The following is a 15047-nucleotide window of genomic DNA, read 5'->3' on the forward strand; positions in this document are numbered from 1 at the left end:
TGGTGCCGGGCGGGCGCAGCCTTCAAGCAAGCGCCGGTCGGGGGCCGACGATCACTTGTAGTTGCGGATCTTGTCCAGGTTGGCCTTGCCGAAGTCCTTTTCGAACTGCGTGTTCACCGGTGCCAGCGCCGCCACGAACTTGGCCTTGTCGAGGTTCTCGATCACGGTCATGCCCTTGGCGCGCAGGTCGGCCACGCCCTTGGCGTCGTCTTCGTCCACGCGTGCGCGGTTGGCCTTGGTGCCTTCCTTGGCGGCTTCGAGGAAAGCCTGCTTGTCGGCGGCGCTGAGCTTGTCGAAGCTGGCCTTGTTCATCACGAAGATGCAGGGCGAATACACGTGGCCGGTGAGCGAGAGGTGCTTTTGCACCTGGTCGAACTTGGCCGAGATGATCACCGGCAGCGGGTTCTCCTGGCCGTCGACCGTGCCTTGCTGCAGCGCCGTGAACACTTCGGGGAAGGCCATCGGCGTGGTGACGATGCCGAAGCCCTTATAGGCGGCGATGTGCACCGGGTTTTCCATCGTGCGCATCTTCAGGCCCTTGAGGTCTTCCGGCGCCTTCACCTCGCGCTTGCTGTTGGTCATGTGGCGGAAGCCGTTCTCGGCCCATGCCAGCGCCTTGAAGCCCTTGGCCTCGAACTTGGTCAAGAGCTCCTGGCCGATCGGACCGTCGAGCACGGCGCGCGCATGCGCCTTGTCGCGGAACAGGAAGGGCACGTCGAGGATCTTGGTCTCGGGCACGAAGTTCGGCACCGGGCCGGTCGAGGAGAACGCGAGTTCCTGGGTGCCGAGCTGCACCGCCTCGATCGACTCGCGCTCGCCGCCGAGCGAGCCGTTGTAGAAGGTCTCGACCTTGTAGCGGCCATTGGTGCGCTTCGCCACTTCTTTCGCGAAGGTGTCGATGGCGACGCCCTGGTGCGAGTTCTGCGAGGTCGAGATGCTGATCTTCATGGTCGTCTGCGCGAAAGCGGCGCATGCCATGCCCAGGCCCAGAACCAGGCCGGCGGCCAGTCGGGTCAACTTCATTGTGTGTCTCCTCGGTTGGAAAAAAGAGTGGAAATCGGCCTTGAGACCGGTTTCACGCAAGCGGTGACTATGCACGAATAAGCAGTTTGACTGCGTCGGGATTTTCACGGACGTAGTTGCGGATCACCGCCTCGAAGTCGGCATCGGGCAGCAGCCCCAGGCCGCGGGCGCGCCGGGCCTCGATGTGGCCGGGCCAGGTCTTGACGATGCGCCGGATGGCCGGATCGGGCGTGCGGTCGAGCAGGTCGGTCGCAGCCTTACCGGCCACGCGTTCGAGCGCGGCGGCCATGTCGCCGACGGTGGTCGCGAGCGAGGGCAGGTTGAGCGCGGTGCGCGGTCCCCATTCGGCATCGCCCGCCTCGGCAGCGCGGATGATGCCCTCGATGGTGCGCGCGGGCGAGGCGATGGCCACCGGCGTCTCGTCGGGCACCGGGCACGCGGCGCGAAGGCCCGCGAGCGGCTCGCGGATCATGCCGCTGAAGAAGCCCGAGGCGGCGCCGTTGGGGCGCCCCGGACGCACACTCACCGTCATGAGCCGCACGCTGCGCCCGCGCACGAAACCCTTGCGCGTGTAGTCGGCCATCAACTGCTCGCCGATGAACTTCTGGATGCCGTAGCTGGTCTGCGGCGTGGGCAGCGTGTGGTCTTCGATGACCGGCGGCAGCGGCTGCTCGGGCGAATCGCCGAACACCGCGAGCGAGCTCGCGAACACCACCAGCGGCCGGGTGCCCAGCGCGCGCGCCTTTTCGAGCAGCGCATGCGTGGCCGCGAAGTTGCTGCGCATGCCGAGGTCGAAATCGGCCTCGCATTCGCCGCTGACCGCGGCGGCCAGATGGAAGATGGCGGCCGCCTCGCGCCAGGGCGCCGCATCGGGTGCGGCGAGCTGGTCGTTGAGGTCGCCGAGCGCAACGGCAATGCGCGGGTCGCCCGCCAGGTCAGCCGGCGGCGCGACGCGGTCGACCAGCGTGATGCGGGAGATGGGTTCTGCCGGCGCCCCCGCGAGCGACAGGCGCCCCGTGGCGAGCAGCGTGCGTGCGAGGCGCGCGCCCAGGAAGCCCGCGCCTCCTGTGATGACGACCTGCATGCTCACATGCCCACGTAGTTGGGGCCGCCGCCGCCTTCGGGCGTGACCCAGACGATGTTCTGCGTCGGGTCCTTGATGTCGCAGGTCTTGCAGTGCACGCAGTTCTGCGCATTGATCTGCAGGCGCTCCTTGCCGGCATGGGCTTCGTCGGGCACGAACTCGTACACGCCCGCGGGACAGTAGCGGCTCTCGGGTCCGGCGAACTTCGAGAGGTTGATGTTCACCGGCACCGAGGCGTCCTTCAGCGTCAGGTGCGCCGGCTGTTGCTCTTCATGGTTGGTGTTGCTGATGAACACGCTCGAAAGCCGGTCGAAGGTGAGCTTGCCGTCCGGCTTCGGATAGGCGATGGGCTTGCACTCGGCCGCGGGCTTCAGGTAGAGGTGGTCGGGCTTGTCGCGGTGCAGGGTCCATGGAATACGGCCCTTCAGCAGCCACTGCTCGACGCCGTTCATCACGGTGGCGATGCCCAGGCCCTTCTTGAACCAGGCCTTGAAGTTGCGCGCCTTGTTGAGCTCGGTGTGGAGCCAGCTCTTCTCGAACGCGGCCGGATAGGCCGTGAGCTCGTCGTGCTGGCGCCCGGCGGTCACCGCTTCGAACGCGGCTTCGGCGGCCAGCATGCCGGTCTTGATGGCCGCATGGCTGCCCTTGATGCGGCTCACGTTGAGGTAGCCGGCCTCGCAGCCCACCAGCGCGCCGCCCGGGAACACCGTCTTGGGCAGCGACATCAGGCCGCCCGCGGTGATGGCGCGCGCGCCGTAGCCGATGCGCTTGGCGGGCTTGATGCCCTTGGCTTCGTCGCCTTCGAGGTACCAGCGGATGTTGGGGTGCAGCTTCCAGCGCTGCATTTCCTCGAACGGGCTCAGGTACGGGTTGCTGTAGTCCAGGCCCGTGATGAAGCCCATCGTGACCTTGTTGTCCTCCATGTGATAGAGGAAGGCGCCGCCATAGGTGTCGCTCTTCATCGGCCAGCCGGCCGTGTGCAGCACGAAGCCGGGCTGGTGGCGCTTGGGATCGATCTCCCAGACTTCCTTCACGCCCAGGCCGTAGGTCTGCGGGTCCTTGCCCTCGTCGAGCTTGAAGCGGCTGATGAGCTGGCGGCCCAGGTGGCCGCGCGAGCCTTCGGCGAACACGGTGTACTTGCCGAGCAGTTCCATGCCGAGCTGGAAGTTCTCGGTCGGCTCGCCGTCCTTGCCCACGCCCATGTTGCCGGTGGCCACGCCGCGCACCGAACCGTTCTCGTTGTAGAGCACCTCGGCGGCCGGAAAGCCCGGGAAGATCTCGACGCCGAGGTTCTCGGCCTGCTGCGCGAGCCACTTGGTGAACGCGCCGAGGCTGATGATGTAGTTGCCGTGGTTCTGGAAGCACTCGGGCAGCAGGAAGCCCGGCGTGCGCAGGCCCGAGTTCTCGCCCAGGAACACCATCGCGTCGTCGGTCACCGGCTGGTTCAGCGGCGCGCCGAGTTCCTTCCAGTCGGGCAGCAGTTCGTTGAGCGCGCGCGGGTCCATGATGGCGCCCGACAGGATGTGCGCGCCGGGCTCGGAACCCTTCTCGAGCACCACGACCGAGATCTCCTTGTCGTGCTGCGCGGCAAGCTGCTTGAGGCGGATCGCGGTCGCGAGGCCGGCCGGGCCGCCGCCGACCACGACCACGTCGTATTCCATGGATTCGCGGGGGCCGAATTGGGCGAGGATTTCGTCGGGGGTCATTGTGGGGGTCTCGTCGATAATGATTGAGGCTCGGACGCTTCGGGGGCGCGAAACATTTTATGTGGAGTGCGAGGCGTCACCTCGGCGACTCAAAAGGACCCTCTTTCATGGCGTACACGATCGATCTTTCGGGCCGCGTGGCCTTCGTCACCGGCGCTTCGAGCGGCCTCGGCGCCCAGTTCGCCAAGACGCTTGCGCGTGCCGGCGCCGCGGTGGTGCTCGCGAGCCGCCGCGTCGAAAAGCTCAAGCAACTGCGCGCGCGCATCGAGGGCGAGGGCGGCGACGCCCACGTGGTCGAGCTCGACGTGACCGACATCGCGAGCATCCGGGCTGCCGTGGCGCGCGCCGAGACCGAGGTCGGGCCCATCGACATCCTCGTCAACAATTCGGGCGTGAGTACCACGCAGCGCCTGCAGGACGTCGCGCCCGACGACTTCGACTACATCTTCGACACCAACGTGAGGGGCTCGTTCTTCGTTGCGCAGGAGGTCGGCAAGCGCATGCTCGCGCGCGCCAGGGGCGCGGCGCCGGGCACCTATATCGGCGGGCGGATCATCAACATCGCGTCGGTGGCCGCGCTCAAGGTCATGCCGCAGATCGGCACCTATTGCATGAGCAAGGCCGCCGTGGTGCAGATGACCAAGGCCATGGCGCTCGAATGGGGCCGCTTCGGCATCAACGTGAACGCGCTGTGCCCTGGCTACATCGCGACCGAGCTCAACGAGGAGCACTGGACCACCGAAGGCGGCGCCAAGCTGGTGAACATGCTGCCGCGCAAGCGCGTGGGCAAGCCCGAGGACCTCGACGGTCTGATCGTGCTGCTCGCGAGCGGCCAGAGCCATTTTGTGAACGGTGCGGTGATTGCCGCCGACGACGGCTTCGCGCTCTGAAAAAGACCCATGAAAATCGAAATTCCCGAACAGAAGAAGCTCGTCTATGAAATGTCGATCCCGATCCGCTGGGGCGACATGGACGCCATGGGCCACCTGAACAACGGCACCTACTTTCGCTACATGGAGACCGCGCGCATCGACTGGATGCGCTCCATCGGCTTCGAGCCCGAGCCCGGCGGCGAGGGCATGGTGATCGTCAACGCGTTCTGCAACTTCTACCGCCAGATCGAATACCCGGGCGACGTGCAGGTGAAGATGTACGTCAGCGACCCCGCGCGCACCACCTTCGAGAGCTGGGCCACGATGGCGCGCGCCGATGCGCCCGAGGTGGTCTGCGCAGCCGGCGGCGCGACCATGATCTGGGTCGACTTTCCGAAGCAGAAGGCCATGCCGCTGCCGGACTGGCTGCGGGCGCTGGTGGGCGGGTAAGGGGCGGGTAGGAGTCGCGCCGCTACCCCGGCGGCAGCACGATGCGTGCCTCGAAGCCGCTCGACGCACCGGGCGGCGGCGACGCGAGTTCGAGCGCAGCGCCGTGCTTCTCGACGATGGTGCCCACGATCGACAGCCCCAAGCCATAGCCGGCGCGGTCGGCGCTGTGCCGCACATGGCGCTGCTGCAGCGTGCGCAGCTGTTCGGCACTCACGCCCGCGCCGAAGTCGCGCACCGCGAGCGTGCAGGGCGCCATCACTTCGATCACCACACGGCCCGCGCCGGCGTAGCGCAGCGCGTTCTCCACCAGGTTGCGCAGCGCGATCGCGAGCGCATCGACGTCGCCCGATGCCACCGGTGCCACCTTGTCGGGCACCTTGAGCCCAAGACGCTCGACGGTCTGCGGGTCGTCCCAGAATTCTTGCGCCACCGCGCCGGCGAGCTGCACCAGGTCTACCCGCGCGCGCGCGAGCGATGCGCCCGATTCGGCGCGCGAGAGCTGCAGCAGCTTCTCGGTGCGGTGGCTGAGCATCTGCAGCGCATCGAGCGCGGCCTGCACGTCGTCGCGTCGCAGTTCGTGCTCGAGCGCGGTCTGCAGCCGCAGCCGCGCCGCGGCCAGCGGGGTGCGCAGTTCGTGCGCGGCGTTCGCGGCCAGCGCGCGCTCGACATCGAGCGACTGCGACAGGCGCTCGAGCAGGCTGTTGACATGGTCGCCGACCGCGCGCAGCTCGATCGGCAGGCCGGGCAGGGCGATCGGCCGCAGGTCGGCGCCGCTGCGCTTCTCGATCTCGCCCGCGAGCTGCTCCAGCACGCGCAGCTCGGTGCGCGCCACCTTGCGCAGTACCAGCGCCAGCAGCGGCAGCACCGCACCGAGCGGGATGATGAGGCCGACGAGCGTGCGGTTGAGCGCCGTGCGCCGCTCGTCGAGCGGATCGGCCACCTGGAAGTACAGCCCGAGCGTGGGATGCCGCACCGTGTAGACGCGCCACGCGTGGTTGTTCGCGAAGCCCGCCGCCAGCGGCACATCGAAGGCGCCGGTGGGCGCCTCGGCCGAGCGCAGCAGCACGCGCTCGTGGATGTCGACCACCTGGTACATCACGGCATCTTGCGCGAACAGCTGCTTCGGCGCGATCAGCGGTGCGGCGGACGCGGCACCTGCCGGCTGCAGCTTTTCGAGCTCCTGCACCGCCATGTCGAACATGCGGTGCGACACCTCGGCGAGCTCGTTGTCGAAGTTGTGGTTGATCTCGCGGTCCACATACCAGACCACCGCTAGCACGCAGACGAGCCACACGCCGCCGACCCAGACGATCAGCGTGCGGGCCAGTCGGCCGGCCAGCGTGTCGCGCCCGCCGCGGCGGTGGGTGGACAGCGTCATTCGTTGTCGTCGCCGGCCGAGGTCGACAGGCGGTAGCCGAGGCCGCGCAGCGTCTGGATGTGGCGCTTGCCGAGCTTGCGCCGCAGCCGGCTGATGAACACCTCGAGCGTGTTGCTGTCGGCTTCGTCGCCGAAACCGTAGAGCGCATCGGCCAGGTTCTCGCGCGTGTGGATGCGCTCGGGCCGCGTGGCCATCACGCGCAGCAGCGCCCATTCCTTTTGCGTCAGCACGACCGGGCTGCCGTCCTTGCGCACCCGGTCCTGTGCCAGGTCGATCTCCAGCGTGCCGAGGTGCAGCACCGGCGCGCTGCCCGCATTGCGCCGCCGTTCCACGGCGCGCAGCCGCGCCAGCAGCTCGGCCGGGTCGTAGGGCTTGACGAGGTAGTCGTCGGCGCCGGCGTCTAGGCCGCGGATGCGGTCGGTGACCTGGTCGCGCGCGGTCAGCACGATCACGATCGGCGGCTCGCGCAGCGCGCGCACCTGGGGCAGCAGCGAGAGGCCGTCGCCGTCGCCCAGGTGAAGGTCGAGCAGCACCGCGGCGTACTGCACCGACAGCAGCGCGCCGCGCGCGTCGGCGAGGCTGGGTGCCACGTCGACCACGAAAGCCTTGGCGCGCAGATAGCCGCAGACCGCGTCTGACAACGCGCTGTCATCTTCGACAAGCAATATGCGCACGCCGGACCGACTTTCTTCAGGAGGAAGGGGGAAAAAAGAAGCGGGAGTCTAGCGCCGGGCGTGCCCACCACCGCTTCAGGCTGGGTTCATCTCGCCCACGTAGCCTCGCGCGAATTTTCCTGGCTTGCTGCTTTTCATGTCCATGACGCGTGTTGTTGCCCCCTATCGCCCGATGAACCCGTCGAACCGCCGCCTTGCGTGGCTGACGCTGGCTGCCCTGGCGGTGCTGCTGGCGTGGGACGCCACGGGCGGCGACCTGGCGCTGGCGCGCCTCGCGGGCACGCCCATGGGCTTCCCCTGGCGCGACAACGCCTTTCTCGTGCAGGTGATGCACGAGGGCGCGAAGGACCTGAGCTGGCTGCTGTTGATCGCGCTGTTCGCCGCGATCCGCTGGCCGGTGGGCTTGCTGCGGCGCCTGCCTGCCGCTGCGCGTGCGCAGCTCGCCTTGACGGTGCTGCTTTCGGTGGCCGCGATCAGCGCGATCAAGCATGCGAGCCACACGAGCTGCCCCTGGGACCTGCAGGAATTCAGCGGCGTGGCCCGCCATGTGTCGCACTGGGCCTGGCGTGTTCACGACGGCGGCCCGGGCGGCTGCTTTCCCGCCGGGCATGCATCGGCGGCGTTGGCCTATGCGGGCGGCTTCTTCGTGCTGCGCAGGGTGTCGCCGCGCGCCGCCGCGCGCTGGCTCGGCGTGTCGCTCGCGGCCGGCCTGGCGCTGGGGCTGTCGCAGCAGTGGCGCGGCGCTCATTTCATGAGCCACACGCTCTGGACCGGCTGGATCTGCTGGGTGGTCGGCTTCGCCATCGAACTGCTCGCCTCGGCGCGCGCCGTTCGCTCCCTGCCGCAAGCCAAACCGGATGCGCTGCATGCGAGCCCTTGACGTCGCGCTCTTCGAGCTGGTGAACGCGGGCGTCGCCGCGCCCGCATGGAGCATCGCGTTCGCGCGCTTCGCCTCCGACGTGCTGCCGACGCTGCTGGCTGCCGGCATCCTCTGCGGCGCGCTGTTCGATCGCCGGCTGCGCTATGCCTGTTTCACCGCCGTGGTCAGCGTGCTGGCCGTCTGGCTGCTGGTGAACGTGTTCCGCTCGGTGCTGCCGTTTCCGCGGCCGGCGTTCTTCGGCCTCGGTGTGCAATGGGAGCCGCAGGGCATGCGGCCCGGCTTTCCGAGCCTGCATGCCGCGGGCACCTTCGCGGCGGCGTTTGCGCTCTGGTGCCTGCCCCGGCGCGGACCGATGTTCGCGGCGCTCGCGATCGCGGCGGTGGTCGGATGGAGCCGCGTGTTCCTGGGTCTGCACTTTCCGACCGACGTGGTGGTGGGCGCGATGCTCGCGGCGCTGGTGTCGATCGCGGTCGAGCGGCGCGTCTCGCGGCCGCTCAATGTCGCGCTGCGCGCCTGGATGCGGCCGCGGTTGCGGGCACGAAAGGCCCGGGCCACCTGAACGCCGCCTGAACGCGCGGTTCAGGCTTCCTTCAGTTGCGCTTCCTACAGTGGGCGCATGTCTTTCTCCCGAATCGAACCCGCGCCCGTGCGGGTCACCGCGCTGCCCGCTGCGCCGTCGTGGTGGGTCCGCGCCGATGCATTGCGGGCGCATGTCGACCGCGTGCTGGCGCGGCCGCGCTCGCCGCAGCAGGTCGTCGCATGGCTTGCCATCTATCTCGCGGCGGCCGCCAACTGGCCGCTGTGGAGCGAGCTCGCGCGCATCGGCGGCGCGCCCGCCATCTACCTGTCGACGATCGCCGCGATGGCGGTGCTGCTGGTCTGCGCCACGGTGGCGCTGCTGTCGTTCACCGCCTGGCCGCGGGGGATGAAGCCGCTGTGGCTGGCGGTGGTGCTGCTGGCCGCCTTCGCGCAGCACTACACGCTCGAATACCGCGTGGTGATGGACCCGACCATGATCGCCAACGTGCTGCAGACCGACCTCAACGAGGTGCGCGACCTGCTGGGCTGGCGCATGGCCTTCCATGTGCTGGTGGTGGCGCTGCTGCCGGCGCTCGCGCTCTGGCGGCTGCGCGTTGCGCCGGTGCGTGCGGCGTCGGGGCTCTGGCGCAATGCGGCGCTGCTGCTGCTGTCGGTGGCGGTGGCGCTGCTGGCCGCCGTGTCGATGAACCGCCAGCTCGCACCGCTGATGCGCAACAACGTGCACTTGCGCTACATGATGAATCCCGTTGCCAGCATGTATTCGGCCGGGTCGGTGCTGCTTAAGCCGATGTTCAAGCGCCACCGCAAGCTGGTTCCGATCACCGCCGGCACCACGCTTGGCGCCAGCTATGCGGGGCAGGCACGGCCACCGCTCTTCGTGCTGGTGGTGGGCGAGACCGCGCGGGCCGACCACTTCGGGCTCGATGGCTATGCGCGCGACACCACGCCCGAGCTCGCCGCGCGCGGCGCGCTGAGCTGGCGCGACGTGCATTCCTGCGGCACCAACACGCTGGCATCGGTGCCCTGCATGTTCTCGCACCTCGGCAAGCAGGGCTACGAATCGCGCACGGACGACCACGAGAACCTCGTCGACGTGCTGCAGGCGGCCGGCCTTGCCGTGCTGTGGCTCGACAACCAGGCGGGGTGCAAGGATGTCTGCGCGCGCATCCCGAGCGCCTCGGCCTACGATGGCCTGGCGCCCGCCGACAAGGCAGCGCTGTGCGATGGCGAGGAATGCCTGGACGACGTGATGCTGAAGGGCCTCGATGCGCGCATCGCCGCGCTGCCTACCGAGCGCCGGGCGAGGGGCGTGGTGCTGGTGATGCACCAGATGGGAAGCCACGGCCCGGCCTACTACAGGCGTTCGGCGTCCGATGTGAAACGCTTTCTGCCGGAGTGCCGGACCAACGCGCTGGCCGAATGCGGCCATGCCGAACTGCTGAATGCCTACGACAACTCGATCGCCCAGACCGACCGTTTCCTGGCCCGGACCATCGACTGGCTCAGGGACCAGTCGGGGCGTTACGACACGGCGCTGCTCTACCTGAGCGACCACGGCGAATCGCTCGGCGAGTACGGTCTGTTCCTGCACGGTCTGCCGTACGGCTTTGCACCCGAGGTGCAGAAGCATGTGCCGATGGTCGCGTGGTTCGGCCAGGGCATGAGCGCGCGCCGCGGACTTTCGCGCGCCTGCCTCGAGGCGGGGCTCGACGCGCCGCTCACGCACGACAACCTCTTTCACACGGTGCTCGGGCTCATGGACGTGGGCAATCCCACCTATCGGCGGTCGCTCGACGCGCTGGCCTCGTGCCGCAGTCGTGCGTGAGTTATTTCTTCTCGCGCGGCACCCGGCCCATCAGGAAGAACTCGGGGTTCGGCGGCATCCCGCTGAAGCTCGCAATCCGGTTGCTCAGGCCGAAGAAGGCGGTGATCGACGCGATGTCCCAGATGTCCTCGTCGTCGAAGCCGTGGGCATGCAGCGCCGCGAAGTCGGCTTCCTCGATCTCGTGCGAGCGCTCGCAGACCTTCATCGCAAAGTCGAGCATCGCGCGCTGGCGCGGCGTGATGTCGGCCTTGCGGTAGTTCACCGCCACCTGGTCCGCCACCAGCGGCTTCTTCTCGTAGATGCGCAGCAGCGCACCATGCGCCACCACGCAGTAGAGGCACTTGTTGGCGGCGCTGGTGGTGGTGACGATCATCTCGCGGTCGCCCTTGGTGAGCGAGCCTTCCTCCTTCAGCATCAGCGCGTCGTGGTAGGCGAAGAAAGCACGCCACTCGGCCGGGCGGCGCGCAAGGCCGAGAAACACATTGGGCACGAAGCCCGCCTTTTCCTGCACCGCGAGGATGGCGGTGCGGATGTCGTCGGGCAGGTTCTCGAGTTTGGCGAGGGGATAGCGAACGGGCATGGTCGTCTCCTGGATGTGATGCCACGATCATAGGCACCGCGAATCGGCCATCTGGTGCAAGATCACGGCGGACCCCTGCCCAGCGACACATGATTACCCTTCACCATTGCGTCAGCGCACGCTCGTTCCGGCCCCTCTGGATGCTCGAGGAGATCGGCATCGCCTATGAGCTCAGGATGCTGCCCTTTCCGCCGCGCGTGCTGTCGCGGCCGTACCTCGAGGTCAATTCGCTCGGCACGGTGCCGCTGATCGCCGACGGCGCGGTGCGCATGACCGAATCGGCCGCGATCTGCCAGTACCTGGCCGCGCGGTTCTCCCCGGGCCAATTGGACGTGGGCCCTGACGAAGCTGACTTTGGTCCCTACCTCAACTATCTCCATTTCGGCGAGGCGACCCTGACCTTTCCGCAAACGCTGGTGTTGCGCTATGTGCACTTCGAATCGCCAGAGCGAAAGCAGCCGCAGGTCGCCGACGACTACGGCAAGTGGTTTCTGGCGCGGCTGCGAACGCTGGAGCCGTTGCTGGCCGAGCGCGACCATCTCTGTGCGGGGCGCTTCACTGCCGCGGACGTGTCGGTCGGCTATGCGCTGTTGCTGGCCGAGCACCTGGGGTTTTGCGAACGCTTCACACCCGCCGTGGCGGCGTACTGGGAGCGCCTTCGAACGCGGCCCGGCTTCGAGGCCGCGATGGCTGCACAGTCGCGCGCAGCCGAAACGCAGGGCGTTTCGGCGACGCCGGCGCCCGACATCAGGCCCGACCGGGCGTGAGCGCCCATTGCGCGGACACACACCAGCGCCATTCGATGTAGGAGATTTCGACATGCCGGAAGACCACAAGACCATCCTCGTTGCCGCCAACGCCGCCATCAAGGATGGCGACTTCGAGGGATTCCTGAAGTTCTGCACCGAGGACACCGTATGGACCTTCGTGGGGGATACCGTCCTGCGAGGCAAGCAGGCGGTTCGCGAGTGGATGGCCGCCACCTACAAGGAGCCGCCCCGTTTTCAGGTTCACCACATGATCGGCGACGGTGACTTCGTTGCCGCGCTCGGCGAGATCACGTTGAGGGACGAGGTGGGAAACACACGACCCTGCGCCTACTGCGACGTCTGGCGGTTCCGTGATGGAAAGATGGCCGAGCTGCAGGCTTTCGTGCTTCAAGGATGAAATGTGATTTGCCGCTCGAAGACCGGCGGCTCCGGGGTCAGCGTGCCAAAGAGCTACCCCGCTGAAGGGGCGAGCCGGGCGTTGCGTTCTGTGTCGATCACCGCGCGCTCGCTCTCGTCCTTGAGCGCCACGCCCGTCAGCCCGCGGCGCAGCGCCTCGCGCATCAGCCAGGCCAGCTTGAACGCCGCGGTGTCGTACGGCAGGCCTTCGGGGCGCACGTTCGAGATGCAGTTGCGCTCGGCGTCGTTGCGGCCGCGCTTCGGCGAATGGGTCAGGTAGATGCCGAGGCTGTCGGGCGAGCTGAGCCCGGGCCTTTCGCCGATGAGCATGACGGAGAGCGCGGCGCCGAACAGTTCGCCGGCCTCGTCGGCCAGCGCCACGCGCGCCTGCGTGGCGATCACCACGGGCGCGAAGCGAACGCCGGGCGGCAGCAGCGGGCGCAGCGTGGCGAGCAGCGGCGCGGCATGGCGTGCGACGGCGAGCGACGAAAGGCCGTCGCCCACCACGACGCAGACCTCGCACGGCCCGATGGCGGCAGCGGCGGCGCGCAGGCGTTCGGCATCCGCGGGGTCGAGCTGGCGGCCCAGGTCGGGGCGGCGCAGGTATGCGGTGCGGTCTTCGGCGCGGCTGCGCGCGCGAAGCACCGCCCCGTGCTCGGCGCACAGCGCGGCTTCGAGCGCATCGACATCGAGCGGCGCGTGGATCGCATCCCGCGCCATCGCATGGGCCCAGCCGAAGCGCAGTATCTCGTCCGTCGGCATGCCGGCACCGGCGCGGCCCAGCGCGAGCCGCGCGGGCGTGGCCGAACGCCATGCCGACCAGGGGCTGGGGGTGACGGGCTCGTCGTTCATGGCGCGAGTGCGGCCAGCCCGCCCATGTCGGCCAGCAGGCGGTTGGAAGAGGGCGCTGCGAGCCGTCCGGCGCCGTCCGTGATCTGCATGCGCTGCAGCCAGGCCTCGAACTCGGGCGCGCGCTTCAGGCCGAGGGTCTGGCGCAGGAACAGTGCATCGTGGAACGAAGTGCTCTGGTAGTTGAGCATCACGTCGTCGGCGCCCGGAACGCCCATGATGAAGTTGACGCCCGCGGTGCCGAGCAGCACCAGCAGGTTGTCCATGTCGTCCTGGTCGGCCTCCGCATGGTTGGTGTAGCAGATGTCGCAGCCGATCGGCAGGCCGAGCAGCTTGCCGCAGCAGTGGTCCTCGAGGCCGGCGCGGATGATCTGCTTGCCGTCGTACAGGTACTCGGGGCCGATGAAGCCGACGACGGTGTTGATCAGCAGCGGCTGGTAGCGACGCGCCAGCGCATAGGCGCGCACCTCGCAGGTCTGCTGGTCGACGCCGAAGTTCGCGTCGGCCGACAGGGCGCTGCCCTGGCCGGTCTCGAAGTACATGAGGTTGTTGCCGACGGTGCCGCGGTTCAGCGCCTGCGCGGCGGCGTGGGCCTCGTCGAGCAGCGCGGGGGTCACGCCGAACGACAGGTTCGCCTTCTCGGTGCCTGCGATCGACTGGAACACCAGGTCGACGGGTGCGCCGGCTTCGGCGAGCCGGAGCGTGTTGGTCACATGCGTGAGGACGCAGCTCTGGGTCGGGATGTCGAAGCGCTGGATCACTTCGTCGAGCATGCGCAGCAGGCGCTCGAGCACCGGCAGGCTGTCCGACACCGGATTGATGCCGATCACCGCGTCGCCCGCGCCATAGAGCAGGCCGTCGAGCGTGGAGGCGGCCACGCCGTGCAGGTCGTCGGTGGGGTGGTTGGGCTGCAGCCGCACCGCAAGGTGGCCCGGCAGGCCGAGGGTGTTGCGAAAGCGCGTGACGACGCGGCACTTGCTGGCCACCGAGATCAGGTCCTGGTTGCGCATGAGCTTGGACACGGCCGCGACCATCTCGGGCGTAAGCCCCGGCGCGAGGGCGGTGAGCGCCTCGGTGGTGGCCTGCGCCGATAGCAGCCAGTTGCGGAAGTCGCCGACCGTGAGGTGGGACACCGGCGCAAAGGCCGCCGCATCATGGCCGTCGACGATGAGCCGGGTGATGTTGTCGCTCTCGTAGGGAATCAGCGCCTCGTTCAGGAACTGGCTGAGCGGTGTCTCCGCAAGCACGTGGCGCGCCGCCATGCGCTGCTGCGCGGTGGCCGCGCCGATGCCCGCGAGGTAGTCGCCCGAACGCGCGGGGCTGGCCGCGGCCATGACCTGACGCAGCGCGTCGAACGCGAAGACCTGGCCGGCGATGGTGGTGCGGTAGCGCATCTCGATGTCCTTCGATCGGCGGATGTTGACAGTGCGCCACCCCCAAGGCAAGGGGCGATCTGCCGCTCGCCATAATCGGTGTTTCTTCATTCCCCGAGGTGTTCAGTGAAGTCTTCCTCCCCGTCGTCGCTCCTTTGTACCGCCCTGGTCTCGCTGTGCGCGGTCTCCACCGCGTGGGCCCAGTCCGCGCCCGTCACCACGTCGAGCGGCCTGGTCTACCAGTCGCTCAAGGAAGGCAGTGGCGCATCGCCCGCCGCGACCGATGTGGTCAAGGTGCACTACCGCGGCACCTTCCCCGACAGCGGCAAGGAGTTCGACAGTTCCTACAGCCGCGGCGAGCCGACCGAATTTCCGCTCAATGGCGTGATCCCCTGCTGGACCGAAGGCGTGCAGAAGATGAAGCCCGGCGGCAAGGCCAAGCTGACCTGCCCGCCCGCGATCGCCTACGGTGCGCGCGGCGCAGGCGGCGTGATTCCGCCGAACGCGACGCTCAACTTCGAAGTCGAGCTGGTGTCGGTCAAGAAGCGCTGACCGGCGCGCGCGCGGCGGCAATCGGCCCGACTGCGCGAAAAAAGAGTGTGCAGTCCGTCACGTTTGGCGCCTCGGAATGGCGCCTGGGTGGCGTG

General features: G+C 68.4%; 16 protein-coding genes. 8 read left to right on the forward strand and 8 right to left on the reverse strand.

Annotated features, from left to right (window positions below; all coding sequences use genetic code 11):
- Positions 1–51: 51 nt before the first annotated feature.
- From AC3A6R_RS24590 to AC3A6R_RS24600, 3 genes are all read right to left on the reverse strand, one after another.
- Entirely contained in the window at positions 52–1023 is a 972-nt protein-coding gene (locus AC3A6R_RS24590; protein ID WP_487861634.1) for a TRAP transporter substrate-binding protein, read from the reverse strand.
- A gap of 67 nt (positions 1024–1090) precedes the next feature.
- Complete coding sequence (gene denD / locus AC3A6R_RS24595; protein ID WP_487861633.1) at positions 1091–2107, reverse strand: D-erythronate dehydrogenase; 1017 nt, start codon at positions 2105–2107, stop codon at positions 1091–1093.
- A 2-nt stretch (positions 2108–2109) separates the two neighbouring features.
- Positions 2110–3813, reverse strand: coding sequence for an electron transfer flavoprotein-ubiquinone oxidoreductase (locus tag AC3A6R_RS24600; RefSeq protein WP_487861632.1), 1704 nt, complete (start codon positions 3811–3813; stop codon positions 2110–2112).
- A gap of 107 nt (positions 3814–3920) precedes the next feature.
- Here AC3A6R_RS24600 and AC3A6R_RS24605 point away from each other — a divergent pair, with 107 nt between their 5' ends.
- Complete coding sequence (locus tag AC3A6R_RS24605) at positions 3921–4703, forward strand: SDR family oxidoreductase (protein WP_487861631.1); 783 nt, start codon at positions 3921–3923, stop codon at positions 4701–4703.
- 9 nt (positions 4704–4712) lie between these two features.
- A complete protein-coding gene (locus tag AC3A6R_RS24610; protein WP_487861630.1) occupies positions 4713–5135 on the forward strand; it encodes an acyl-CoA thioesterase in 423 nt (140 codons plus the stop codon).
- A 22-nt stretch (positions 5136–5157) separates the two neighbouring features.
- Here the strand turns inward: AC3A6R_RS24610 and AC3A6R_RS24615 are convergent, their stop codons facing one another.
- Entirely contained in the window at positions 5158–6513 is a 1356-nt protein-coding gene (locus tag AC3A6R_RS24615; RefSeq protein WP_487861629.1) for a sensor histidine kinase, read from the reverse strand.
- On the reverse strand, positions 6510–7187 hold the full coding sequence (locus tag AC3A6R_RS24620) for a winged helix-turn-helix domain-containing protein (protein ID WP_487861628.1): 678 nt from the start codon (positions 7185–7187) through the stop codon (positions 6510–6512). The genes AC3A6R_RS24615 and AC3A6R_RS24620 overlap by 4 nt, the downstream gene beginning before the upstream one ends.
- 142 nt (positions 7188–7329) lie before the next feature.
- Between AC3A6R_RS24620 and AC3A6R_RS24625 the strand changes: the two genes are divergently transcribed.
- The 3 genes from AC3A6R_RS24625 to AC3A6R_RS24635 are packed head-to-tail and all read left to right on the forward strand — an operon-like array spanning position 7330 to position 10432.
- A complete protein-coding gene (locus tag AC3A6R_RS24625) occupies positions 7330–8067 on the forward strand; it encodes a phosphatase PAP2 family protein (RefSeq protein ID WP_487861661.1) in 738 nt (245 codons plus the stop codon).
- Positions 8054–8626, forward strand: a complete 573-nt coding sequence (locus AC3A6R_RS24630) for a phosphatase PAP2 family protein (protein ID WP_487861627.1) — start codon at positions 8054–8056, stop codon at positions 8624–8626. Before AC3A6R_RS24625 ends, AC3A6R_RS24630 begins: the two co-directional genes overlap by 14 nt.
- Positions 8627–8683: 57 nt before the next feature.
- Positions 8684–10432 (forward strand): phosphoethanolamine transferase, encoded by a 1749-nt coding sequence (locus AC3A6R_RS24635; RefSeq protein WP_487861626.1) that lies wholly within the window; start codon positions 8684–8686, stop codon positions 10430–10432.
- Position 10433: 1 nt separating this feature from the next.
- On the opposite strand, the gene AC3A6R_RS24640 is transcribed toward AC3A6R_RS24635, so the two are convergent.
- Positions 10434–11012 carry a peroxidase-related enzyme gene (locus AC3A6R_RS24640; RefSeq protein ID WP_487861625.1) on the reverse strand — a complete coding sequence of 193 codons (579 nt, stop codon included), beginning with the start codon at positions 11010–11012 and terminating at the stop codon, positions 10434–10436.
- An 89-nt stretch (positions 11013–11101) separates the two neighbouring features.
- On the opposite strand from AC3A6R_RS24640, the gene AC3A6R_RS24645 reads away from it, so the two are divergent.
- Positions 11102–11779, forward strand: coding sequence for a glutathione S-transferase family protein (locus tag AC3A6R_RS24645; protein WP_487865886.1), 678 nt, complete (start codon positions 11102–11104; stop codon positions 11777–11779).
- 52 nt (positions 11780–11831) lie between these two features.
- Positions 11832–12179, forward strand: a complete 348-nt coding sequence (locus AC3A6R_RS24650) for a nuclear transport factor 2 family protein (protein WP_487861623.1) — start codon at positions 11832–11834, stop codon at positions 12177–12179.
- Between the two features lie 53 nt (positions 12180–12232).
- Here AC3A6R_RS24650 and eutC read toward each other — a convergent pair whose 3' ends face one another.
- Positions 12233–13030, reverse strand: a complete 798-nt coding sequence (gene eutC / locus AC3A6R_RS24655; RefSeq protein WP_487861622.1) for an ethanolamine ammonia-lyase subunit EutC — start codon at positions 13028–13030, stop codon at positions 12233–12235.
- On the reverse strand, positions 13027–14421 hold the full coding sequence (locus AC3A6R_RS24660; protein ID WP_487861621.1) for an ethanolamine ammonia-lyase subunit EutB: 1395 nt from the start codon (positions 14419–14421) through the stop codon (positions 13027–13029). Before AC3A6R_RS24660 ends, eutC begins: the two co-directional genes overlap by 4 nt.
- Positions 14422–14526: 105 nt before the next feature.
- Here AC3A6R_RS24660 and AC3A6R_RS24665 point away from each other — a divergent pair, with 105 nt between their 5' ends.
- Positions 14527–14952, forward strand: a complete 426-nt coding sequence (locus AC3A6R_RS24665) for an FKBP-type peptidyl-prolyl cis-trans isomerase (RefSeq protein WP_487861620.1) — start codon at positions 14527–14529, stop codon at positions 14950–14952.
- The last annotated feature ends 95 nt before the right edge of the window (positions 14953–15047 follow it).

The organism is Variovorax sp. Soil_C_19 (assembly GCF_057657255.1).